Annotated in this window: 15 protein-coding genes and 1 pseudogene; 9 read left to right on the top strand and 7 right to left on the bottom strand. The window is 70.8% G+C overall.

What is annotated here, in order from left to right; translation table 11 throughout:
* Positions 1 to 14 precede the first annotated feature (14 nt).
* Together IQ210_RS41565 and IQ210_RS41560 are read right to left on the bottom strand one after the other, a co-directional pair.
* Positions 15 to 2,144: a hypothetical protein gene (locus IQ210_RS41565; protein WP_194084443.1), complete on the bottom strand. Its 2,130-nt coding sequence runs from the start codon at positions 2,142 to 2,144 to the stop codon at positions 15 to 17.
* A 457-nt stretch (positions 2,145 to 2,601) separates the two neighbouring features.
* Positions 2,602 to 2,775: a hypothetical protein gene (locus IQ210_RS41560; protein ID WP_194084442.1), complete on the bottom strand. Its 174-nt coding sequence runs from the start codon at positions 2,773 to 2,775 to the stop codon at positions 2,602 to 2,604.
* 38 nt (positions 2,776 to 2,813) lie between these two features.
* Between IQ210_RS41560 and IQ210_RS41555 the strand changes: the two genes are divergently transcribed.
* The gene (locus tag IQ210_RS41555; protein ID WP_194084441.1) at positions 2,814 to 3,620 is read left to right on the top strand and encodes a hypothetical protein; all 807 of its coding nucleotides are present in this window, start codon (positions 2,814 to 2,816) and stop codon (positions 3,618 to 3,620) included.
* A 55-nt stretch (positions 3,621 to 3,675) separates the two neighbouring features.
* Here the strand turns inward: IQ210_RS41555 and IQ210_RS41550 are convergent.
* The 4 genes and pseudogenes from IQ210_RS41550 to IQ210_RS41535 form a co-directional block, all read right to left on the bottom strand.
* A pseudogene (locus IQ210_RS41550) lies at positions 3,676 to 4,536 on the bottom strand (IS5 family transposase); the annotation flags it as partial.
* A 345-nt stretch (positions 4,537 to 4,881) separates the two neighbouring features.
* Positions 4,882 to 5,043, bottom strand: a complete 162-nt coding sequence (locus IQ210_RS41545) for a hypothetical protein (RefSeq protein ID WP_407699743.1) — start codon at positions 5,041 to 5,043, stop codon at positions 4,882 to 4,884.
* Positions 5,044 to 5,355: 312 nt separating this feature from the next.
* Positions 5,356 to 6,726: a hypothetical protein gene (locus IQ210_RS47645; protein ID WP_322658081.1), complete on the bottom strand. Its 1,371-nt coding sequence runs from the start codon at positions 6,724 to 6,726 to the stop codon at positions 5,356 to 5,358.
* An 89-nt stretch (positions 6,727 to 6,815) separates the two neighbouring features.
* Entirely contained in the window at positions 6,816 to 8,231 is a 1,416-nt protein-coding gene (locus IQ210_RS41535) for a helix-turn-helix domain-containing protein (protein ID WP_194084440.1), read from the bottom strand.
* 763 nt (positions 8,232 to 8,994) lie between these two features.
* Between IQ210_RS41535 and IQ210_RS41530 the strand changes: the two genes are divergently transcribed.
* The 7 genes from IQ210_RS41530 to IQ210_RS41500 are packed head-to-tail and all read left to right on the top strand — an operon-like array spanning position 8,995 to position 17,950.
* Complete coding sequence (locus tag IQ210_RS41530; protein WP_228049421.1) at positions 8,995 to 9,888, top strand: conjugal transfer protein; 894 nt, start codon at positions 8,995 to 8,997, stop codon at positions 9,886 to 9,888.
* On the top strand, positions 9,885 to 10,226 hold the full coding sequence (locus IQ210_RS41525) for a hypothetical protein (protein WP_194084438.1): 342 nt from the start codon (positions 9,885 to 9,887) through the stop codon (positions 10,224 to 10,226). Before IQ210_RS41530 ends, IQ210_RS41525 begins: the two co-directional genes overlap by 4 nt.
* Positions 10,223 to 10,804 carry a hypothetical protein gene (locus IQ210_RS41520; protein ID WP_194084437.1) on the top strand — a complete coding sequence of 194 codons (582 nt, stop codon included), beginning with the start codon at positions 10,223 to 10,225 and terminating at the stop codon, positions 10,802 to 10,804. The genes IQ210_RS41525 and IQ210_RS41520 overlap by 4 nt, the downstream gene beginning before the upstream one ends.
* Positions 10,801 to 13,494 (top strand): ATP-binding protein, encoded by a 2,694-nt coding sequence (locus tag IQ210_RS41515; protein ID WP_194084436.1) that lies wholly within the window; start codon positions 10,801 to 10,803, stop codon positions 13,492 to 13,494. The genes IQ210_RS41520 and IQ210_RS41515 overlap by 4 nt, the downstream gene beginning before the upstream one ends.
* A complete protein-coding gene (locus tag IQ210_RS41510) occupies positions 13,491 to 13,910 on the top strand; it encodes a hypothetical protein (protein WP_194084435.1) in 420 nt (139 codons plus the stop codon). The genes IQ210_RS41515 and IQ210_RS41510 overlap by 4 nt, the downstream gene beginning before the upstream one ends.
* The gene (locus tag IQ210_RS41505) at positions 13,911 to 16,802 is read left to right on the top strand and encodes a hypothetical protein (protein WP_194084434.1); all 2,892 of its coding nucleotides are present in this window, start codon (positions 13,911 to 13,913) and stop codon (positions 16,800 to 16,802) included.
* Complete coding sequence (locus IQ210_RS41500; RefSeq protein ID WP_194084433.1) at positions 16,799 to 17,950, top strand: C40 family peptidase; 1,152 nt, start codon at positions 16,799 to 16,801, stop codon at positions 17,948 to 17,950. The genes IQ210_RS41505 and IQ210_RS41500 overlap by 4 nt, the downstream gene beginning before the upstream one ends.
* 398 nt (positions 17,951 to 18,348) lie before the next feature.
* On the opposite strand, the gene IQ210_RS41495 is transcribed toward IQ210_RS41500, so the two are convergent.
* Complete coding sequence (locus IQ210_RS41495) at positions 18,349 to 18,849, bottom strand: GNAT family N-acetyltransferase (RefSeq protein ID WP_194084432.1); 501 nt, start codon at positions 18,847 to 18,849, stop codon at positions 18,349 to 18,351.
* A 743-nt stretch (positions 18,850 to 19,592) separates the two neighbouring features.
* Between IQ210_RS41495 and IQ210_RS41490 the strand changes: the two genes are divergently transcribed.
* Positions 19,593 to 22,226, top strand: a complete 2,634-nt coding sequence (locus IQ210_RS41490; RefSeq protein ID WP_194084431.1) for an ATP/GTP-binding protein — start codon at positions 19,593 to 19,595, stop codon at positions 22,224 to 22,226.
* Positions 22,227 to 22,503: the final 277 nt, after the last annotated feature.

The following is a 22,503-nucleotide window of genomic DNA, read 5'->3' as shown; positions in this document are numbered from 1 at the left end:
GCGACTGCACGCGGCTACGGGTAGACACCGAGCTCGTAGTGGGACACCCCGGGGTACACGGTCACGGTGCCGTCGTCGTGTATCTCGCCCCAGGGGCGCTCCGGGAGTGAGATGTCCAGGAAGCTGCCGGAGCAGCCCTCGCAGCAGTCGAATTGGTCCTGCCACGCTGTCACGTCCGTTTCGGTGCAAGGGTTGCGCATCGTATGGACGTCGTGGCCGCTGCACTCGTCGTTCGGGCACGGTGCGCCGTGGCCACAGTCCGCGGTGCCGCACGGGCAGGAACGGTCGCACCCGGACGGTTCCCAGTCCTGGGTGATCACGGCGCGTTCTCGGTGTGACTTCCGATCCGCTGTCAGGGCTGCCACGACGTCCTGCCGGGACGACCCGGTCGCTTTCTGCACGGCGTCCGTGAGCGCGACCACGCTGCCGAGGCCGGGATCAGTGCCCGAAAGCCATATGGTCGGTGGGCCGGACGAGTCGGCCTCGTTGCGGTACAGCCTCGCGAAGAACGAACGCGTCCCCGTGTCGTATCCCCAGTCGCTGCCCCGCCCCCAGCCGGGAAGCGGCAGAGCGAGGGTGAAGTCCTCGACGATTCGCTGCCCTTGTGGCACGTAGAGCGCGGTTATACGGTGCCAGCGGCAATGCGCCAGATCGCCGTGGGCGATGGCGGTGCAGGCGTCGTCGAGGGCCGGATTCCCTCGGCAGCGCCGCTTGGTGCGATGGGCACGGCAATACGTCTGCGTCGCCTCGATGAGCTGGTCGCACTGCCGTCCCCCCGTGTCGCTGGGTGCCATACAGCGCTGGCGGTGCGCGGCGGCGGGGTGGCGATTGGCCAGCGTGCCGTCGGCCCGCTGCTGTTCGATCTCGCGGTGGATCCGGGCCACGCTCTCATTGCGCGCCGCGCCCTGCAGCGGGTAGACGGTGCCTTTCGTCGTCAGCAGGTTCGTGAAGGTGTCCGGGGCGAGTTGCGGCTCCAGCAGCAGCCGCAGATGGTCCTCGTCGACCGGGTACTCCACCGCTTCACCCGACGGGAGGACGCTGCGCAGGCGTCGGCTGGTTACCAGTTCGAGCCACAGTTCCAGCATCAGCTCGCAGTCATCAGAAATGGGCTGGAAGAACCAGCGCTCCTCCGCGTCATGAATAGTGCGGATGCCGCGGTGGGCCTCGGTCCGGGACGCTGTCTTTGCCCGTTCCCGCAGTCCCTGGGCGCCCGCCAAGGTGGTGAGGTCCAGACGCGCCGCACGAGATGCGCGACCGCCGACCACATGACGGGCGGCATACAGCGTGTCCACCGTCTTCGCGGCCAGCACGCCGACGTCCACCACGTCGCCGTAGGTCCGCAGGCATCGGTAGTCGCCGTCGAAGAGATTGTGGCCGATGATCAGATCGACGTCTCCGGCTGCGGTACGGAGGTCCGCCAGATTCTGATCTCGGAACGTGTGAAAGGCTGTTTGCCGCCAGAATTCCTGTCCCGGCAGGTCGGTGGCGTCCTGTCGTTCCATCACCAAGAAGCCGACGACGTCGATATCCCAGCGCTCGGGCAGGCTCCGGCCCGCTACTCGCGCATAGTCCACATCGAGCACTCCCACCGTGCGGGGAGATCCTGGGGGCAGCCGCGGTACCGCAGGCGTGCGATAGACGGGCGGGTGGCCATACCTGTCGGCGTCCACGATGCTCGGGTCCGGCGCCACAATCGGAGTCCACGCCTCCACGTCCTCCGCGCCGGCATAGGCGCCGTCGCTTCCTCCGTGCGTACACACCGAGTGCGCCGCATAGAAGGCGAACCCTCGTCGCCGCAAATCCAATGCGCCTGGATCATTGGCGAGTTGGCTCTCGGGAAACACCCACAGGTAGACCGGGACGGCCAGGTCGGACCGCAGGTACCATCCCGCTTGGAGCGGTGCCCGAGGGGAATCGACCTGCGGGACGAAATCGGATGAGTATCCGGCGGGAGGCTGCGCCGTGAGCTCCAAGAGTGGCTGGCCGGACTCCCGCCCGGCGTCGATCAACGCCTGAAAGGTCCACCCGCGCGAGGGCACCCGCGGGCCACCGAGTTTGATCACGGAGGGCAGCTGCTCGTGCGGGGCAGCCCCACCGGTGCGCCGGGCCCGCGACGGCGGCTTCTTCTTCCTCTTCTTCGGCATGCGCCGGGACAGTAGCGCCCCCCTGTGACAACGGCCCGCGCCTCGAGCAGCGGCCAGGTGAATCGCGCCGCCACTCGTGCGGACTGGTTCCTCACATCGACGCGTTACCGTGCGTCCGCGCAGCGCAAGATCCGCCCCGATGCTGCGGCCGCCTCCGTGTTCGCTGATGCACCAGTGTCGACATGCGGTCGGCAATGCTCCCCTTCGGCAGCGCCCCGGCTGGAGCCTGGCCCCCTAGCGAAGCCCGTCCAGGACGTCCTCGAGCCGGTAGAACCGGACGCGTTCCTGTTCACGCTCGCGCTGTGTGAGCGCGCGAAACTCGACCGGATCCGCTTGGCGTCACGGTCGCCCGCCAGCCCTCAGCGTGCTTGCGCCGTGCCCGCAACCCCACCAACTCGTCCTTGAGCAGGCCGAAGGCGAAACGGCCGCACTTGCTGAGGTGACAGGTTCGCCGAACTCAGCGAGCGATGATGCCGACGACGCAGGTGGCAAGCAGGGTCATGCCGGCCATAGCAACCGTGAGGGGGACCGCGAGACGGGGGCGCGTGTGAACGACGTAGAACAACGCCCCGCCCAGCAGCAGGGTGAGAAGCAGGAGCAGGAAGACGATCAGCGCGACAGTGGTGGTCATCGGGTCCCTCGGTTTCGGTCCAGTACAGATGACCGATCATGGAAGGCGGACGCATGTTTCGGCACGCGCCCGCAAACGCGGACTCGCCCCTGACCACCTGGGCAAGGTTCAATGCCGTAGTGGTCACCTGGGTAGATACGCATGACTGCTGGTTTGAGGTCGGGCGTGTTCCGAAGCTCTTGAAGCAGGTCGAGCACGATGACGACACAGCAGCATGGAAGGAATTGGGATGGCGGCTCGTTCTCGAGCATGACCTGGTGTCCCCGGCCAGTTTCGCTGCCCTGCCGCACCTGGTGCGCCTCGCTCCGCGCAGCGCGAACGCGCGGCACCTGGCAGGGGAGATCCTCGAGCGTGCCGCAGGCCACCATGGCTGCGACGATCTCCTGGCAGATTGCGCTGGCGCCATTGCGGAGTTCCGCGAGGTGCTGGGTCAGCACCTGCGGTCGCGGCCGGCTGACTTCCTCGTATCCTTGCGTGCCATGCTCGCGGTCGAGGAGGAGTACCACTGGGCGGCGGTCCTTGGCGACTTCGAGGATGACTTCTATCCCTTGACGTGTCCGCACTGTGGCGTCGGGGTCAGGATCGCCATCGGCAACTACGGGCGGTACTCAGCGACCCAGGACTGGAACCTGGGTGATGTGGAACGGAGGGACCTGCGGCCGGTGGCCGCCGAGGAGCTAACCGGAACTGGCAAGTGGATGTTCGAGATGGCCGTTCACACAGGTCAGGAGGCACTCGCCGGTGGAATTGCCCATCTGTTCGGACGTGCGGAATGCCCGCTCTGTGCCAGCGTCTTCAACGTCGCGGACGAGTACACCTCCGCCAACCGTCCGGTCATGCGATAAGCCGCAAAAAAACCGACAGCGACCTGGCCACGCCTCACGCACGAAGCCAGAGTCGGATCGAGGCGCCGGTGACCGTCCCGTGAAAGACGTAAGCCCTTTTGTCATAGCGAGTCGCGAGCGCACGGAAGGACTTCAGTCGGTTGATCGTCCGCTCCACTTCGTTGCGGCGTCGGTAGATCTCCCTGTCGAACCCGGTCGGACGGCCGCCTTGACTGCTCGCCGCTGGCGGTTGGCACGCTGGTCTCTGGGCTCCGCGATGGTGTGCTTGATCTGGCGTCGCCGCAGGGAGCGGCGGTTTTGCCGCGACGAATAGGCTTTGTCGCCGCCGAGGTGGTCGGGCCGAGTACGTGGGCGTCCGCCAGCCGGCCGGGGGGACCCGGATCTGTTCCATCCCGGGGATCAACTGCGGGGCATCGCCCCACTGGCCAGGAGTGATGACGAAAGCGAGAGGGCGACGTCCACCCTCGCCCGCGAGATGGATTTTGCAGGTCAGCCCGCCCCTCGAACGGCCCAGGGCCTCATCGGTCCGGTGCCGGATGGGGGCGCTTCGTCTGCCAGAAACTCTTGGCGGACGGGAGCGCGCACCTGCCGCGTGCTGATGAGCGCGGCATGAGGTGGAGTCCACGCTGACCATGCTCCAGTCAATCTGGCCCTCGGCATCGGCGTCGGCCTGGACGGCTCGCAGAGTCTTCTCCCAGGTGCCGTCCGCTGACCACCTGCGATGACGGTCATGAACCGTCTTCCACTTCCCGAAACGGGACGGCAGATCCCTCCATGGCAGGCCAGTCCGCTGTCGGAACAGAATCCCGTTGATCACACGACGGTGGCACTGCCACCGCCCACCTCGGCCCACACGCCTGGGCAGATGCGGTTCCAGCCGAGCCCATTCCTCATCCGAAAGATCACCCCGCCCCATGTCGACCGACACGATTGGCCAGAGGGCGAGTCACGCAACCCATCGGACACGCGCTAGTCGCGTTCCCAGATGCCGAAGCAGGATTGAGGAGCGGTCCTCGCCGCTGAGGAACACCGAGGCCCCCTGCCAAGGGGCCCCAGTCACCATCACGTGTCACGTTGCAGTCACCAACACAGTCGACGCACCTGGACTACGAAGGCCCCACCTGCGTGAACGGCAGCGATCTGGACCACATGGACGCCACAAGACGCCTCCGCCTACCTGTGCCAGGTGGGACCACCCCGGAGACTGCTGGTCATCGTGGGGCACCGTTACGCCGGGATCCTGGCTGTCCCTTGGTCTGACTCAGGCTTCAAGGCCCTTGACCATGACCGCGTACACGGGTGAGTCGGCGAACGGCTGTTGCTCGCTGACCTTGGCGTACTGCCACGCCTCATAAAGTTCCTGCACCCTGGGGTGGGTCACATCGAGCAACAGGACCGCGGCGATGACCTCCTCAACGTCCATACCCCTCACCCTCTGCCCCGCGGGCCCTCCCAGTGCCGGTCCGCGCCGCGTGACACAGCCTTGCCCGGCGGGCATTCACCAGCCCGGCCGAGGACGGCCGGCACCCTGGTGTGCTCACCGGACGACGAGCCCCGAGGCCCATCCCGCTCAAGGACCCCGCCCGAGGTCTGCAGGGCATTGGTTTCCCGCGGAGTGGCCGACTGGAAGCTGCCTCCGTGTGCGGCCTACCCGCCCACGCGGGGGTGTCCCCGCGGGAAAGGACAGCGCAAGCCGGTCTCGGATCTATGCCTTGCCTGCGAGGGGTGCTGGATCTTACGGCTGGTGGAAGATCGGCGGTAGTAGGCCGTCGCCCGGCCAGAATGCCTGCTCCGCAACGAGGCCTGTGAGTAACGTGTCGATCTCGGCCAGGACGGCGGCACGCTCTTGGGGTCCGTAGGCGATGGCTTGGCCGGCTGCAGCGTTGAAGACGCGGACGTGGCTGTGAGGGCCGGCGCACAGGAGGGCGCGTCCGATCTCGGGCAGGCCCAGGCTGAGGGCGTCGCATTCCCCTGTGCGGACGAGGTGGACGAGGTCGGTGGTGACCGTCTCCCAGTCGCCGACCTGGGGCCAGTCGGCGCCGCCGTCCAGTTCGTGGGTGAGTGTGGAGAGGGGGATGATCTCGCCGGGGGTGCGTTTGCGGGTGAGGCGGTTGTGGATGCGGGCGCCGTCGGGCTGTTGCACCTGGGGGTGGAGCAGGGTGTCGGCCGCGACGACGGTGGTGTTGACCTCCTGGGTGCAGGAGTCGGGGTAGTACGGCTCATGGGCGAACAGCAGGTAGGTGTCCGTGGTGCGGGCTGAACGGTCAGTCTGGCTCTGGGGCATGGGGTGGGGTCCCTTCAGCGGTGAAGTGGCTGGCGAGGGTTCTTGAGTTGTCGGGGCCGCGGGCGCGAAGCCGGGCGGGAGCAAGCCCAGCGGGCCTGGACCGCCATGAGGCTGGTGGTGGTCTGGCGGGCCCGACCCCGCTGCGGCAGCAGCGCGTTCAAGGGAGTGGGTGACTTGGTCGGCGAGCTGGACCATCAGCCGCTCGATGTCGATGAGCCGGACGGAGGCCGCCTTGGTTTCTGACGTCTGGAGCAGGTCGGCGGCGTACCACAGGAGGTGGTGGCCGATCTCGGCCGAGCGGCGCCGTTCCCAGGAGGCGTCGCGGTCGGCGGCGGCCTGGACGAGGCAGGTGTGCAGGGCGGCGAGGCGGTGCAGGTAGCGGCAGGCCGGGTCGCCGTCGACGCTGCGAGCATGCTGGCCGGCCCTGTCGTCGAGCCGGTGGGGGAGGTGTTCGGTGAGCAGCGGGGCGAGGAGCATCGCCGGCAGCACGAGGGCGGCGGGCAGGCCGCGGTTCAGGGCGTACAGGCCCGTCAGGGGGCTGCTGACTCCCACGACCCATGTGGAGAGCCGCAGCGAGGCCGGGTTGTGGGTGGTCAGGGCGATGCGGGTGGCCGGGTGCCGGGTCAGCCAGCGCACGGCCAGCCGCTGCATCAGCGTGGCATCCGGGGTCAGGACGCCGATCTGCTGCGGGTGTTCGGGCAGGGTGCCGTCGTCGGGCACGGTCCAGGTCAGCCACCCCCAGCTGGTGCGCTCGTAGACGAGTGCGAGCTCGCATAGGCCGGCGCATGCGGCATCCGGGCAGGTGGGGCCGATACGCAGCACGCGGGACTGTTCCTTCTGCCACCGTCGCGGGTTACGGGCAAAGGGAGGTAACGGCTGCCCATGTGGCCGTGGTGTACGCGGCGCGTCGGTCATGAAGGACTCTCCTCCAGGAGGTCGGTCGTGGTCAGGGCGGTGGTGCAGGTCGTGCAGCAGCCGTCACCGTCGGGGTGAGCACGCCGGGGCGTGGGGCCGGGGCAGGTGCGGCATGACGGCCAGTTCAGGCACGCCGGACACAGGTCTTCGCCGGGTGCGGTGCCGGGCCTGCCGCAGCCCGAGCACTCCACCAGCGCCCGGTAGGTGATCGCTTCTTCGACCGTGCGGTCGGCGGCGGACGGCGTTGAGGGCTGCGTCGCCTGCGCGGTCTCGTCCCGGTCGGTGTTGCTGCTGGTGGTCGGGGGCGGGTAGAGCTGGGCAGCGCGCAGGCGGGCGGCGACGATCGCGTCGACGGAGGTACGTATCCGCCCCGGCAGCGGGCGACCGGTGATCACGTGGCGCAGCTGGTCGGCGCTCCAGCCGGCCTCCAGCATCGCGGTCACCACCCGGCCCTGGTCGTACAGGGCCTTCTCCTGCAGGAGCAGTTCAGGGTGCGTGGAGCCGATCGACAGCAGCAGCCGGGTACCGGGGTCATCCGGCGTCACCGGCCGGCCCGTCCCTTCCCGGGCGCCCGGCGTGCGCCCGCTGCGGGGGCACGGAGGGAGGGGGCTGGTGTTCTGCTGGTTGGTCTTCTTAACGATGGTGTTCTTAGTGGGGGGTTGAGCCAACGTCGGGTCATCCAGTCCTGGATTTCCCGACTCTGGCCGTGACGTGGGGGTCTGCCAGGCGGGCAGATCGGTGATGACATACGTCGCCGCACCGAGGGTCCCGTCCGCCTTGCGGTCGCGCTCGCGCCGCAGGAAGCCGTACCGCTCCAGCTCGGCCAGCCCACTCGCCACCGCATGGGCACCGTCGCGACCGCGGCGGGCCAGGTCCGTCACCCTCATCCGCCAGCCCTCACGATGGGTGCTGATCAGTCCGAACAGCCCCTTCGCCTTGAACGACAGCCGCTCGTGGCGGAACAGGCCGTTGGCGACCTGCGTGAACTGATCTCCTGCCATCACCCCGCGGCGGACCCCCAGGCCGCCAAGGCCCCTGCCGCGCCCAGGTGGTGGCGTCGGCGCGTGAAGGGCTGTGGCCGCGTCCGCCATGAGGGCGTCCACGAACGTGGGCCGGTCGGTGATGCAGTAGACGACCTCGCCGAGCGTGCCGTCGGTGCGCCGAAGGCGTTCACGGACCAGGTAGCCATGAGCCTCCAGCTCCTTCAGCCCGGTACGCACCGCGTCCCGGCCGTCCGGGCCGCAGCGCACCAGTCCGGCGACGGAGATCTCCCAGCCGTTCTGGTGGGAGGCGATGTATCCGAAGAGGCCTTTCGCCTTGAAGGACAGGCGGTGGTCCCGGAACAAGGCGTTGGCGATCTGCGTGAAGTGATCCGTCGCCATCACACCGCGACGGATCCGCCCTCCGGTCATGGCGCATCCGTGAGCACACCGGGCCTACGGCGGCCGGAACGAGGCCGCACCGCCACGGCAGCGCGATCGTCGTCGGGATCCTTCCGGGCACGAACGCAGGCGAGATCCATGTCCGCCAGCCCAGCCGACTGCCCTGACCAGACCATCGACCAGGTCGGGCCGACCACGGTCACAGTTCGAGCACCATCACCGGTGGTCGGCCGTGGTCAGGGCGTGGTCAGGCCGACCATGCCCTGACCGCGCCACGCCGTGGGCTCGGGTGGTTGCGCAAGCTGACCGCGCAGCATCGCGCAGACCTCGTGCGCAGCATCGCGCAGCCCGGATGCGCGATGAGGGCTGCGCAACCGGGACGGGTGCGCAACGGCACGGCTGCATCGATGCGCGCGCCGGAGGGATCTCCGTCCGGGTCGACTGCGCAAGACCGCGCAGCTTGTTGCGCACACTCCCTTTCTCGCGCACGCCCGCCCCTTCGACTGCGCACCCCGGCAGGAGCCCGGTCCCCCGCCTGCGCACAGGCCGTTGCGCAGGCCCGCAGCCGTGTACCTTCACCCGCTGCGCGACTGCCCGTGGTCGGGGCGTGGTCAGGCTGACCACGCCCCGACCACGCCGTTTGTGTCCTCATCGTGACCGTGGTCGGCCCGACCTGGTCGATGGTCTGGTCAGGGCCGGCAGATCTCCTGACCAGCAACATCCGTTCCGATCCAGGAGGTTGACCATGCCTCACCGAAGGCACGCCTCAGCCAAAGAGGAGGGCACTGCTGTCATGGCGGCAGGGGCCCGCCTGGTGGCGATGCGGCGCCGGGTACGCCTGTCACGGGTGGCGGTGTGGGCGGTCGTCGCGGCCGGACCCGTCGCCCTGGCCCTAGCCGTCACCTCCACCCCCACGGCAACCGTCGCGGTCCCGCAGCACCCGGCGGGCGGTGCGCAATCGGTCACGGCGGTGGCCGCCGACCCGGCCGGCTATGCGCAGGTGTTCATGGCCGCGTGGCTGCGCAGCAGCGCCGACGACACGGCGACCGCGCAGGCGCGCCTTGCGCAGTCGATGGCACCCGACGTCGAACTGCCCGACCCCGCATCCGATGCGCAGCCGGGTCCGGTCTCGGTCACCGCGGTGCGCAGTGCGCACACCGGCACCAGCACCTGGTTGGTCACGGTGGCTGCGCAGTACGCGGACGGCACCGTGCGCTACTTCACCGTGCCCGTGATCACCAACACCGCGGGCACCTCGTTCGCGGTGACCGCCGCCCCGGCCGTGATCACCGGGCCCGGCCGGGCCGAGCCGCCCGAATCTCCCTACAGCGTCCCAGTCCCCGAGGGTGAACTGAGCAGCACTGTGGGCGAGTTCCTCGCTGCGTATCTGACCGGTGCCGGTGAGGTCGACCGCTATCTGGCTCCCGGCATGCGTCTGACCGCGGTCTCGCCCGCCCCATTCTCGGCGGTCACGGTGCGGCAGATCTCCGCGATCGAAGAGGCCGCGGCCGGCGATGCGGTTCCGGGCGACGGCACCCGGGTGCGCATCCAGGCGGCAGCCACGGCCCAGGACAACAGCGGGCGGTGGCCGCTGGTCTACGAGCTCACCCTCACCGCCCGCTCCGGGCGGTGGGAAATCGCCGCGCTCACCTCCACGACGGCCCAGGGCGGAGGCGAGCGGTCATGAACACGGTCGACACGACGATGCTCGCGGGCAAACTCGACGATGTCGGCGAGGCGTGGATCAACATGTTCCACCGCTGGGGCGACCTCGGCCTGCAGGCGGGCCTGACCTGTCTGGTCTTCATCACCATGGTCCAGAAGGTCAGCGTGCGGGCCGGGATCGGCGCCCTGCTCCTGATGATCGTCGCGCTGGGGTTGTACAACTCGCGCGAGGACCTGGCGAACATGTTCGAGGACGAGGTGAAAAACCCCGCCCAGGGCGCCCCCGCCGCCCCCGGCATCATCTCCCCGCCACCCGCGTCCTCATCAGAACGCACGCCGTCCGCAGGGAGCGGGCTGTGAGCGCGCCTCGAGTGGGCCGCTACTACACCTCAGCCCGGCGCCACCCCTGGGTGCTGGGCAAGGTCGCCGACTGGAAGATCCCCCTCGGCCCCTACACACCTGCGCAGCTGGCGCTCGCCGTCGGTGGCGGCTTCGTCCTGTTCAAGACCGTCCACTGGTGGTCCTGGCTGGGCCCCTTGCCGGTGGTGGCCTGGCTGCTGGCCGTCTGGGCGGTGCGCCGCCAGACCATCCGCGGCCGCGCCCCGCTGCAGGCCGCACTCGGACTGGTCCTGCTGGGCTGCCAGCCGCACGGTGGCCGGATCGGCGGCCGAGCCGCCCGCGATCGCCAACCCCGGCCTTTGAACGGCGGCTTCACCATCGAAGGCGCGCCCGCATCACGCCCCGCCTCGCACCGGGCCCCGTCCCGAACCGCCCGACGGCGCACCGCCGCGGCCTCACGGGGGCCGGGCCGCGCCGCCGCGCCCCGAACCGCCGCGCGCCGTCCACGGCATGCAGCTGTGGACCGGCCGACGAGGGGGCCGGTGTCGGGCGTGCAGCAACTGCTGCACGGTGGCGCGCTGGGCGGGGGTGTGCGATGAGGGTTCCGATCCGGCACATCGCCGGGCATCTGCTGTGGTCGGTGCAGGCCAGCGTCTGGGCGATCTACCGCCTGCATCCCGGCCCCGCCCCGCACGGGCAGACCGAGGAAAGGGTGCAGGGAACCTATGCGCCCGCCGCTGTCCGCGACGAACAGCTCGCCAAAATCACCCACTTGGTGCGCTCACTGGCCGGGGCGCCGCGGCTGTTCGGGCTGTGCGCGCAGGTCAACCCGGGTGAGATCGCGCTGAAGATGATCGAGGGCATCGAGCCCGCCGCGCAGGAGCCCGGTACGGGCTCGCACCCGTGGGTGGAGAACGTCGAGGCCACCCTCGAGCTGCTGGACGAGCAGGAGATGCACCGGCGCACGCTGTGGCTGGCCGTACCCCTCACGACCGAATCTCGCGGCCAGCAACTGTCGGCCCAGTTGGGTGCGGTGTGGGCGGAGTTCGCGCCGCTGCTCGGCCTGCGGGCCGCGCCGGTGTCCCGCAGGGAGGTGCACGCCTACCGCGAGCAGGCCGCGAAGGTCCAGGCGGCCCTCGCCGGCGGCATCACCTTCCGCCCGGCCCGGCCGGCGGAGATCGTGTGGATGATCCAGCACGCCCTGCACCGCGGCCTGCCCGAACCCCTGCTGACGGAGGCCGAGAGCAGCAACCTGTTCGACAGCACACTCCACCGCGGGGTGCTGCGCTCCCCCAGCTACGCCGACCTCGGCCAAGTCCGCCTGCAGGAAGGCGGCCTCGATGCCAGCATCGAGCACGCCGACGGCGTCGAAGGCAGCGAGCGGGTGAGACGGTCGGGGCGTGCGGCATGGTGGCGGCGCCAGGCAGGCTCGCCGCTGGCGCGGCGCTGGCTGCAGGTGGAATCCGACACCGGCACCGGCTACCAGGCGCAGCTGGTGCTGGCCGAGTGCCCGCCCGCCGTCAGCCAGAGCGCGGCGGATCTGTTCGCGCAGCTGGAGAGCCTGGATTTTCCCGTCGACTACACCATCGACCTCACCCTCGTTCCTGCGGAGAAGGCGCGCGCTCAGGTGCAGCGCAAGAAGAACGAACTCATCGACCAGGCCGACCAGTACGACGCCCGCCCCACCGGCATGCCCGCCTCGCTGGCCGAGGCCGCCCGTGATCTGGGCGAGCTGGATGCCCGGCTGTCGCGCACCGGGGTGGAGGTGGAGGTGCAGTCGGTGACCGTGCTGACCGTGTGGGGGCCGACCCCCGCCGTCTGCGATGCCCGCGCCCGCGCGCTGGCCGCGCTCCTCGCGGGCGCCGACTACCGCAGCGTGCGCCCGACGGGCCTGCAGGAAGCCCTGTTCACCCTCGGCCTGCCCGGCACCGTGCGCCCGGGCACGGTACGGGAGTTCACCCAGCACCAGATCTCCGAGGACTGGGCGCTGTCCGGGGCCTTCACCGCAACGGAGGTGGGTGATCCGAACGGCATGTTCCTCGGCATCGATCTGGACTGCGGCACCACCCGCCCCGTCATGATCAACATCGCGGACGCGCCGAAACAGGACGCCTCCGCCTCGATGGGCATCATCGGCGACCTCGGCGCCGGCAAAAGCGTGCTGCAGAAGCTGATCGCGGAGGCGGTGTGGGCGCGCGGCGGCTGCGCCATCTGCATCGACCGCACCCCGGTACGCGAATGGGCCACCTTCGCCCGCGCCGCCGCGGGCAACCGGGTGCAGATCATCGACGCCGCCCGGGCCGCCGTGTCCATCGACCCGCTGCGCATGTTTGCCGGTCCGGAGGGCCGCCACTACGCCCTGTCCTACCTGACCCTGCAGCTGGGCATCGGACCGATGAGCACCCACGGCGAAGTCCTCCACCACGCCGTCGAACAGGCCGCCGCCAGTGACATGCCGTCCATGCGTCGCGTGATGGAAGTCCTGGAGGAGCTGGCGCAGGGGCAGCCGGGGCGGCGCCAGGACGCGGCCGCCCCCCTCGCCGGGCTCCTGCACGTGGTCGCTGCCAACCCCTTGGCGGCGATGGTCTTCGATGCCGCCCTGCCGCCGGTGCGGCTGGATGCCTCCAGCGCCTGCGACATGATCGTGATCACGACGGCCGGGCTGAAGCTGCCGCCCAAGGCGGCCTTCGCCAACCCCGAGATCCTCCACCAGCAGCCCCTGGAAGCCCTCATCGGCCGCGCCGTCCTCTACCTGATCGCGGCGCTCGCCCGGCAGAGCGCGTTTGAGGACCCCGCCCGGTTCACCGCCGTCGTCCTGGACGAGCTGTACTGGCTGACCTCCTCGGCCGAGGGCACCGCCCTCGTGCACGAGATCCTCCACGACGGCCGCAAGCACGGCGCCGGGCTCCTCGCCGGTTCCCACGACGCCGAGGAACTCGGCCCCGACCGCGGTCTGATGGCCTACCGCGCCCTGGCCCGGACCACCGACCGGGAACGCGCGCGCCGCGGCCTGGAGTTCGTCGGCCTCGACTCCAGCGACCCGGAGCTGCTGCGGCTGGTGACGACCGGTCTGTCCCCGGTCGGCCACAAGGGCCGCGAGGGCGAGTTCCTGCTGGCCTGCCCGCGGCAGAACACCGGCCGCGTCAAAGCGGTCATCCCGCGCATCGCGCGGATCGCCTCCTCCATCACCACCACACCCGGCCAGCACGCCGCCACGACTCCCCCACCAGCCGGCGCCGAGGCCAGCACCGGAGCTGGGGTGGCGCTGTCGAAGGAGACATCGGGATGAGCATCCGTCCTCTACTGCCTGCCTCCCGGTCGCCGTTTGTCTCCCGGGCCCGGCGCCTGGCCGCCGCAGCCGCCATCGTCGCCATGATGGCCGTCCTGGCCGTCCTCCTCGCCTTGCTCATCACCGCGGGCCGGCCCGAGCCCTGGTCGCCGCGGAGCAACGCCATCTCCCCCACCCACATCCACACTTCCGCCTCCGCCGCTCCGGCAACGGGGCGCGAGGAGTGTGATCTGATCGCGGGCCCGGCCCGGACCTACTGCGAGCACGACACCCGCACCCCCCTCTCGCCGCGGCCGCTCACACCCAGCGGCCACGATGTGGCGCGGGTGGTGTGGCGGCTGCTGCCGATCGGCTCCACTCTGGCCGCGCTGATCATCTGGCGCCGCAGCAGGGCGCGTACGCGAGGTGGGTGCTGAATGGCCCTCCTCCCCCATCCCCGGCGCCTCTCCCGCGCCCGGCTCCGGCCGGCCGTCACGGTGATTGTCCTGGCCGTCGTGTTCGTCGTCGTCAACACGCAGGTCGTGTACGCGGCCGGCGACGGTGACGGCGGCACGGGGGATCTGTTGTCCCCGCTGAACATCACCTCCAGCGAGGGCATCCCGATCGACGGCTACGAACTCGGCGCCCAGGGCGGCTCGATCTTCAGTTTCCAGTCGCAGTCCCTGGCATTCGCCCTGTCCGGGCTGTTCACCGTCATCCGGCTGCTCGTCGGGCTGGCCGGGTGGTCGATCGAACTCGCCTTCCGCTTCCCCCTGCTGGCCATCCTCATTCATCCCGCGCAGCGGGTCGCCGACGCCTACAACACCATCGTCGTCGACACCCTCGGATTGAAGGGGCTGCTGCTGGCGTGGGCGTTCATCTTCGCCGCCTTCATGATCGTACGAGGACGGGTCGGGCGCGGCCTGGGCGAAATCTTCCTCACCCTGACGATCGCCGCGCTCGCCGCGTCCGCGTTCGTCCGCCCCGACTACCTGCTCACCCCGGGCGGCCCCCTCGGGCAGACGCAGCAGGTGGCGGCCGAGGTCGCCAAGGAGAGCGTCAACTCCTACGACTGGGGCGGCAAACTCGCCAGCCTCAGCCCCTGCGATCGCATGGCCGGTGCGCAGGAGGCCAAGTGCCTTCAAGAGGAGGCCGACGCGCCAGTCGCGGCTACCGATGTGGCCCGGCCGCTGCAGGACTCGATCACCAACGCACTGATCGTCAAGCCGTACATGCTGCTGGAGTACGGGCGCATCCTCGACCCCGCCAAAGCCTCTGACCGCAAGGCCTACGCCGTGCACCTGAAATGGATCACGGGCGGTTACCAGGCGGGCAGCGGCCCGGTCAGCGCCGAGCGCAAGGACTACTGCAGCAAGATCAAGGGGCCTTCGAAGCAGTACTGCGAACGCGATGCCACCGGCGCCGAACAAGACATCCCTGAGGGCGCCGGCGATGTCGGGCTCGCCCCGGGCCAGTCGCTGACCGATATCGACAGTGCCGCGTTCAGCGACGAGGCACGGCAGTTCGCCGCCTTCCTCGACGACCTGAAGAACTCCGGCGAGGTGGGCAAGGCCTGCGCCGCCTACGCCCAGAAGCCGACCTGGTGGCGGGTGGGAGGGGCGTTCCTGCTGCTGATTGCGGCGTTCTTCATCTGCGGCATGCTGCTGTCCAGCGCGATCGTGCTGCTGGGCACCCAGGGCATCGGCGCCGCGGCCGCGGCCGGCGGCGCGATGACGTTCATCGCGGCCATGCTGCCCGGCCCGCCCCGCCAGTCGGTGTGGAAGTGGCTGTCGATCTGGGGCATCGCCATCCTCGCCATGGTCGGCATCTGCGCCTTCGTGCCGTTCTTCGGCATCGCCGTGGATGCCACCATCACCGACGGCCCCGACCTGATGGTCGAACGGATCCTCCTCATCGACGTCCTGGCCATCGCCGCAGCGGCCGGGCACCGCCGCCTGCTCACCGGCATCAGCAGCTTCGGGCGGCGCATGGCCATGCGGATGCGCTACGCCAAGATCGGCGGCACCCATATGCCGGGCGACACCTCCGAACTCGGCGCCGCCCTCGCCATGAACTCCCCCGCCGCACTGGGGGGTTACGGCGGCGGACTGCGTGCCTTCGCCGGCGGTGGGGGCCGGTTCGCGATGCTCGGCACCCGCCAGCGGCTGATGGGCGCGCTGTCCTCGTTGTTCGACGGGGCGGGCATGCCCGTCGACACCGGCCGCATCCTCGCCGACGCCACCGCCGAAGCCGGGCGCGGGCTCGCGCCGGTCACGGCGGCGGCCGCCGCGGGCGGGCTGGGCGCCCGCCTCGGTCTGACCGGTGCGCGGTTCGGCACGCGGGGCGCGTACTGGCTGCTGATCGGGCGCCGCCCGGACCGGGACAAGCTCGCCAGGTGGCAAAAGCCCACTGCCGACGGCGACCCCCACAGCGGCCCGTACGGCGGAGGTGGTAATGGGGGCGGTGGTGGGGGGCCGCGGCGGCCGGGCGGGCCTCCGGACCGCTACCGCAACGAGGACGGGGAGATCGTCGACCGCAACACCGGCGAAGTCCTGCACGACCAGAACCGCGACCGCACCCTGCTGTCCACCCGCGCCCACAACCGGCTCGTCCGCTACCGCGGCTACCGCATCCTGCACCGCGGCGGCCGCCTCCTCTACGGGGCCACGGTCGGCCTGCCCGCCAACGCCCGCCGCACCCGCCATAGCGGATCCCGCTACTCCCAGGACGCCCGCCAACAAGTCCGCGTGTGGGCCAACACCGGCCGCGAAGACCGCCGCGCCTGGGGAGACATGGGCCGCCACACCACCCAGGTCATGCGCGACCACCTCGACGACCGCGGCGGCCCCGGCCCCTTCACCCACCCCCGCCGCCTGCCCACCTCAACGACTGGCAGTGCTGCCGGCGGTACCGCGACCCGCTCGTCGTCCCGGGAACCCTCCGGCACCGCGGGAGCCGGACCGGCCGTCCCGCTCACCCGGGAACAGGCCCGACGCCGGGCCGAAAGCCTCCGGCCGCCCGGGACAGCCGGCCCGCCAACCGCACAAGGGCCTTCCCAGCCGTCAGCCCGGCCTGCGTCCGGGGGCGGGCGCCGCGTCGGCTGGCCGCCGGCCGGTGGCGCGTCGAGCCCTCCAGCACCGCAGCCCGCCCCGGCAGCCCCGCCGCCCGCACCGCCCCGGGCGCGTCCCGGTCGCGCCTCCGGGCCCTCGATGCAGCCCGATGCCACCGGGCCCGCGTCGCGGGAGCAGGCACGGGAGATGATCCAGCGGATCATGCGCCGCAACGAAGAACGCGCCCGCCGGGAGGGTGAAGGCGGTGAGCCGGAGTGAGGCCCCGCCGACGCCGCTTAGGCCGGTGGGCATGCCTGGCGGCGCTGCTGCTGTCCGCCGCAGTCTGCTGCACCGCCCCCATCTCCAGCGCGATCAGCGCCTACGCCGCCCTGCAGGCCGGCGCCGATGGCCAGGACGCGATTGCCGAGGGCGGCAGCGCGGCGGACATCCCGGCCCGGATGCTCGCCGCCTACAAGAAGGCCGTGCAGCAGATCGGCCGGCATGCGCCGAAGTGCCGGGGCATGCGGTGGCCGATCCTCGCCGGAATCGCCAAGGTCGAGTCCAACCACGCCACCGGCCACACCATCACCGCAAACGGCGACATCCGCCCCCGCATCTACGGGGTACTCCTGAACGGGTCGGGCGCCGGCGGGAACACCACCACCTTCCCGGACACCGACGGCGGCCGCTGGGACGGCACCGCCCTCGGGGAGCGTGCGGTTGGTCCCTTCCAGTTCCTGCCCTCCACCTGGCAGAGCGTGGGCGAGGACGGGAACGGCGACCGGGTGGCTGATCCGCACAACGCCGACGACGCCGCGCTCGGCGCCGCCCTCTACCTGTGCGGTGACGGACGCGACCTGACCCAACGCGCCCAGCTGCAGGCGGCGATCTACCAGTACAACCACTCCACCGCATACGTCGCCGACGTGCTGGGCTGGATCGACCGGTACACGGCCGCTGCCAACGACCCCGGTCTGGACGGCGTTTCGGGCACGGTCCGCACCGTCATCGAGGCGGCGCTCGCCCAGCGGGGCGTGCCCTACTCCTGGGGCGGCGGCACCATCCAGGGCCCCACGTACGGGATCTGCTGCTCGCCCAGCGGCAAAAGCGGTACGAGCATCAAGGGCTTCGACTGCTCCGGCCTGACCCTGTACGCCTACGCCCGGGCCGGCGTCCGCCTGCCGCGCACCGCGGCCGCACAGTCCGGGGTCGGCCGGCGCATCCCCGCCAGTCTCGGTACCGGTGTGCTCAAGCCGGGTGATCTCGTCTTCTACGCCCACGCCCCTGGCCGTGATTCGACGATCTATCACGTCGGGCTCTACCTCGGCCACGGGCAGATGATCAACGCCGCCCGTCCCGGCACCGTGGTCCGCGTCGACTCCGTGGGCGCCATGTCCGGCTACGCGGGAGGAGCCCGCCTGCTGTGACCACCACCCCGCACGAGACTCCGCAATCAAGAGACAGAGGTGTCCAGGTGATGGGTCGTCAGGATTCCAATCCACAGCCGGACGCGCCGTTACGGTGTGGCCGGCGAGCCAAGCCTCCGCACGCGGTACGAGCTTTCGTCGTCGCGCACCGCGCTTCACCGCGCTGCCGCCGGCCCGGACCGGCAGGGGGAGCGGTCGAATGCCTCGCGTGCATCCGCGACGAACTCCCCGCCTCAACCATTGGTGCCGGGCCTTGCCACCGGTGGCATCGCCCTGCCGATGTGGCTGGCTCTGAACGGCTTCTGTGGCCCCGCAGGAACGAGTCCGGTGGCTCCAGGGGGCTTGATCGTGACATGAGTGTTCGTCAGAAATGGCCCCCGGAGCGAGCGAAACGTGCCCTACCGCAGCAAGCGGGTGAGCCACACCAGTTCGACGCCGTCTTCGGTCGAGACGTGGTCGCGTTCGAACCCGAGCTTTTCAAGGACGCGAAACGACGGCGCGTTCCAGGGACGCACCGTCGCCCAGAGCCGTTTCCGCCCCGTCGCGGCCGCCGCGTCGAGCACCGCGGACGCCGCCTCGGTGGCATAGCCCTGTCCATGCACGCGCCGGAACAGCTCATAGGCGATCTCCGGCTCGTCAACGGAAGCCCGACCGACCGTGAGCCCGCAGTACCCGATGAAGTCGCCCGCAGCGCGGCGGATGACGGGCATCAGAGCAATCCCTGTCCGTGCCGACGCAGAGCGCTGATCGTCGATCATCCGCCGGTTGTCCTCGATCGACGGCATGCCACCACCCCGTTCGGCGACGAGCGCGCGGTGGGCATCGACATCGGGCTCGGTCCAATGACGCAACGTCATCCGCGCGGTATCGAGTCGCAGCGGCATCGGCGAATACGGCATGACGACACCCTACCGACGCCCGCACGGCCGGAAGCTCACCTCGCTGACGTGGGCCAAGCAACTCGGTCACGGCAGACCCCAAAGATCGCACATCGGGGCCAGAGAACCCGATCATCCGGAGCCAGAAGACTCGTTCGAGGCCAGGTGGCAAACACAGCAGGAGTCCCCCACGATTTCGAGATCGCCGCCGGCGCCGCCCGCACGCGCAGCCACGGATGCTTCCCGGACCGGTACAGCCCTGTCCGTTGGTGGTCCACCGGCTGTGGCCGCGGATCCGTCGGGGGTGACGGTTTCGCCTGCCGCCGGCCCGTCTGCCGCCGCGAACCCCGGCACCACGCCCACAGCGTCGCCACCGGCCCCCACCGCATCGGGGCGGGTACCGCACGGCGAGGATTGGGCCAGCGACCGGTCCGTCCAGGCCGCGCTCGAGGACGCCTGGCCCGCCGATCACACGGCCGGCCAGGAACGAGAACTGCTCGCCGCGGGGCGCGCGTTGCTGCGGGCGGACGCCACCGGCATCGGCTGCACCCGATGGCCCACAGTCTTCCCCGGCACCCACCAAGACCTCGCGCCGGCGTTCACTGCCGCACGCTTCCGCATTTCGGCCGCGATCGCCCGCCGCGCCCCCCGGGCGCTGCGGTGGTGCATCTGGTGTGGGCGGGCATCGACCGCGGTGGCACCTACACCGACCTGCGCATCAGTGACTGGTACGTCACCCGCACCCACACGAAGGGAGCACCCGGATGGGACCCGCAACAGCCCCGCACCCGACCGACACAGCCGGTCCTGCGTCAACGGCGGCGGCCGGCCCGGCACGTGGCCTGCTGACCGGGACCAGCGAGGCCGCGGGCTGGATGTTGGCGCACTGGTGGGTGCCGGTGCTGGCCGCGGCCGGCCTCTGGGGCGCAGCGGAGTGGCTGATCCGGCGGCTCGCCGCACGCGCCTCCGCGGAGCGGATGGCTCTGGAGCTGGTCCCCGCCCGGTACTTCGACCCGGGTCTGGAGGAGATCTTCCGCCGCGGTGTCCAGCTCGCCCGGGCCTCCACCGCGATGCCGTGGTGGGTGCCGCGGCGGGCGAAGGCGGTCCAGATCCGGCTGCGTGCGGATGGCAGTACACCGTTGCGGTACCGGATCGAGGGCCCGGCCGGCGGCGAACGGCTGCTGTCCATCACCCCGTTCGGACCGGCCGTGACCGTCCAGCGGGCCCGCCCCCTCCACGACGGCCCGCGCACCCACGTAGTGCGGGCGGAGTTCGTCCTGCGCGGAACCCCCACCGCACCCTTGCGGGAGGTGCCGCTCGATCCGGACCCGCTGCAGCCGCTCATCGACGCGGTCTCGGACCTGCGGGCCGAGCTCGGCGACCTCGCCGAACTCCGCCTCGACCTCCAGCGCGCCCCCAAGTGGGCGCTGCGCGCACGGCGTGCCCAGCTGATGCATGCCGCCCGCCGCACCGAACGCCGCGAGGCCCAGCGGGCCGCACGCTGGCTGCGCCACGACACCGCCGGTCTCGAGGACTCCCTCACCACCCAGCTCCGCCAGCTCGTCACCGGCCGTGACAACGGCCCGGGCAGGCGGCTGGCGATGCCGCCCGTGCCGCGGCGGGTGGAGCGGGAGGAGGCTTTGGGAAAGCTCGCCGCCGACGACCACCTGGTCCGCGTGCAACTTTTGGTGATGTGCGCCTCCAACACCGAAGGGCGCGCGCAGGCCCGCCTCGCCCAGCTCCAGGCCGCCCTGGATGTGTTCGGCGGCCGCTCACGGTGGGCGATGCGCGGGCTACGGGTCGGGCCCTGGCGTTTGGGCGCCGATCACTGGCCCACCCGCCGCGGCTTCGAGCAGCGCTGGACGCTCGGCCTGTGCCGGCCACCGCGGGCGAACTGGGTCCGTCTGGAAGAACTCCTCGGGCTGCTCAAACCGCCCACCGTGCACTGCCGGCTGCCGCTGCTCCCTACCGAGCTGCCCACCTTCCGCTTCGGCGACCCCGCCCTGCTGCTGCAGGGCATCTACCAGCATCCCGACGGACGCCGCCGCCTGGTCGCCACCCACACCGCGGAAACGCTGTTCGAGTGCGCGGTCGGCAAGGCCGGAGGCGGCAAGACCGAACGCGCCCTCGCCCAGGCCATCGCCTACGCCCACGCCGGCGGCGCGCTGATGTTCCTCGACCCGCACCGCGACTCCTGGCCCCGCGCCGCCCCCTTCCTCGCCCACCCCCACCTGATGGGACGGATCGCGCTGATTGACCTCAACACAGGCGGCCCCGATCCGCACGTGAGTTCGTGGAACCCGCTGGCCCTGCAGCACGGCCAGGCCCCACACGAGGTCGTGGAGGCGGTCGCCGACGCCTTCGCCTCGGTCCTGGGCTGGGACGATGCCACCGCGCCCCGCGCGCTGACCATCCTCACCGCCGCGCTCACCGTCCTGACGGCCATCAACCAGACGGCCTGCCAGGCCGGCCGGCTAGAGGATCAGGCCACCCTCTTCCAGGTCCGGCCCCTGCTCACCGACCCCGCCTTCCGCGCCGCAGCGCTGGCCGCGACCACCGGCCGCCTCGATGCCGACACCCGCTCGTGGTGGCAGGCGGTCTTCCCCCACCTGCCCGCGGACGCCTTCGCCGTCGTCCTCAACCCCCTCGCCCGGCTCGCCGCCCACCCCGTCACCCGCGCCTTCCTCGGCCAGCCGGCTGGCGTCTACAACAGCCGCGCCGCCATGGACAACGGCCTCATCGTATGGATCTGCCCCGCCGGAACCGGACCCACCGACCGGCTCCTGACCGCACTCCTCGCCCGCGACCTGCTGCGCGCCGTCCGCTCCCGCCGCGACACCCCCACCCACCAACGCCCGCCGTTCCGCCTGTACTTCGACGAACTGATCACGCTGACCGGCGCCGCCCCGGACACCATCGCCGCGATGTTCGAGGACTTCCGCAAGTACCGCGTCAGTGTCCACGGCATGACCCAACTCCTGGCACGCCTGCCCGCCCCCGTGCGGCAGTCACTCACCCAGAACACCTCCACCCTGTCCACCACCACCGGCTCCACCACCGCCATCGCCCCCATCACCGCCGAATGGGGCGACAACCCCAGCCCGACGGAAGTCGCCGCCCTCGACCGCTACCAGCACTACACGACCCTGACCGTCAACGGACGCCGCATCGGGCCCCTCCGACTCACCGGGTGCCACCTCGACGACGTCTTCGCCGACCAAGCCCGCCCCCACCAGGTCACCGCCCTGACCGCCGCCGCACAGACCACCGCCCGCGCCCAGCCCCTGAACCACCTCACCGCCACCGCCGCCGCTCAACAAGCCCGCGTCCAGGCCTTCCTCACCCACCTGACCGCCGCTCCCGTACGCCTGACCAAAGACAACAGGGGATACCAATGACCCGCCCCCACCCACTCGCGCGGCCCAACACCGGCGCTCACGGCGCCTTGGCCAGCGCCTTTCGCGATACCGCTCCCCAACCAGCCCCGGGGCCTGTCTGCGCCGTCAAGTGCTCCTCGGCACAGCAACACTGGAGGACACCGAGGCGCTCGGACCGATGCCTGTACAAGCCAGCCCAGCTGAACGGGTCAACGGTGCGCCACCGCCATGCTGCCTTGATGGCTTCAGCGCCAAGATCGCCTCTCCCGGGCGAACGGCACAGGCGGACGGCGCTATG

Origin of the sequence: Streptomyces justiciae (genome assembly GCF_015163075.1) — a bacterium.
Lineage (GTDB): Bacteria > Actinomycetota > Actinomycetes > Streptomycetales > Streptomycetaceae > Streptomyces > Streptomyces justiciae.
The sequence above is the reverse complement of the archived record's forward strand: the minus strand, read 5'-3'. Positions and strand labels throughout refer to the sequence as shown.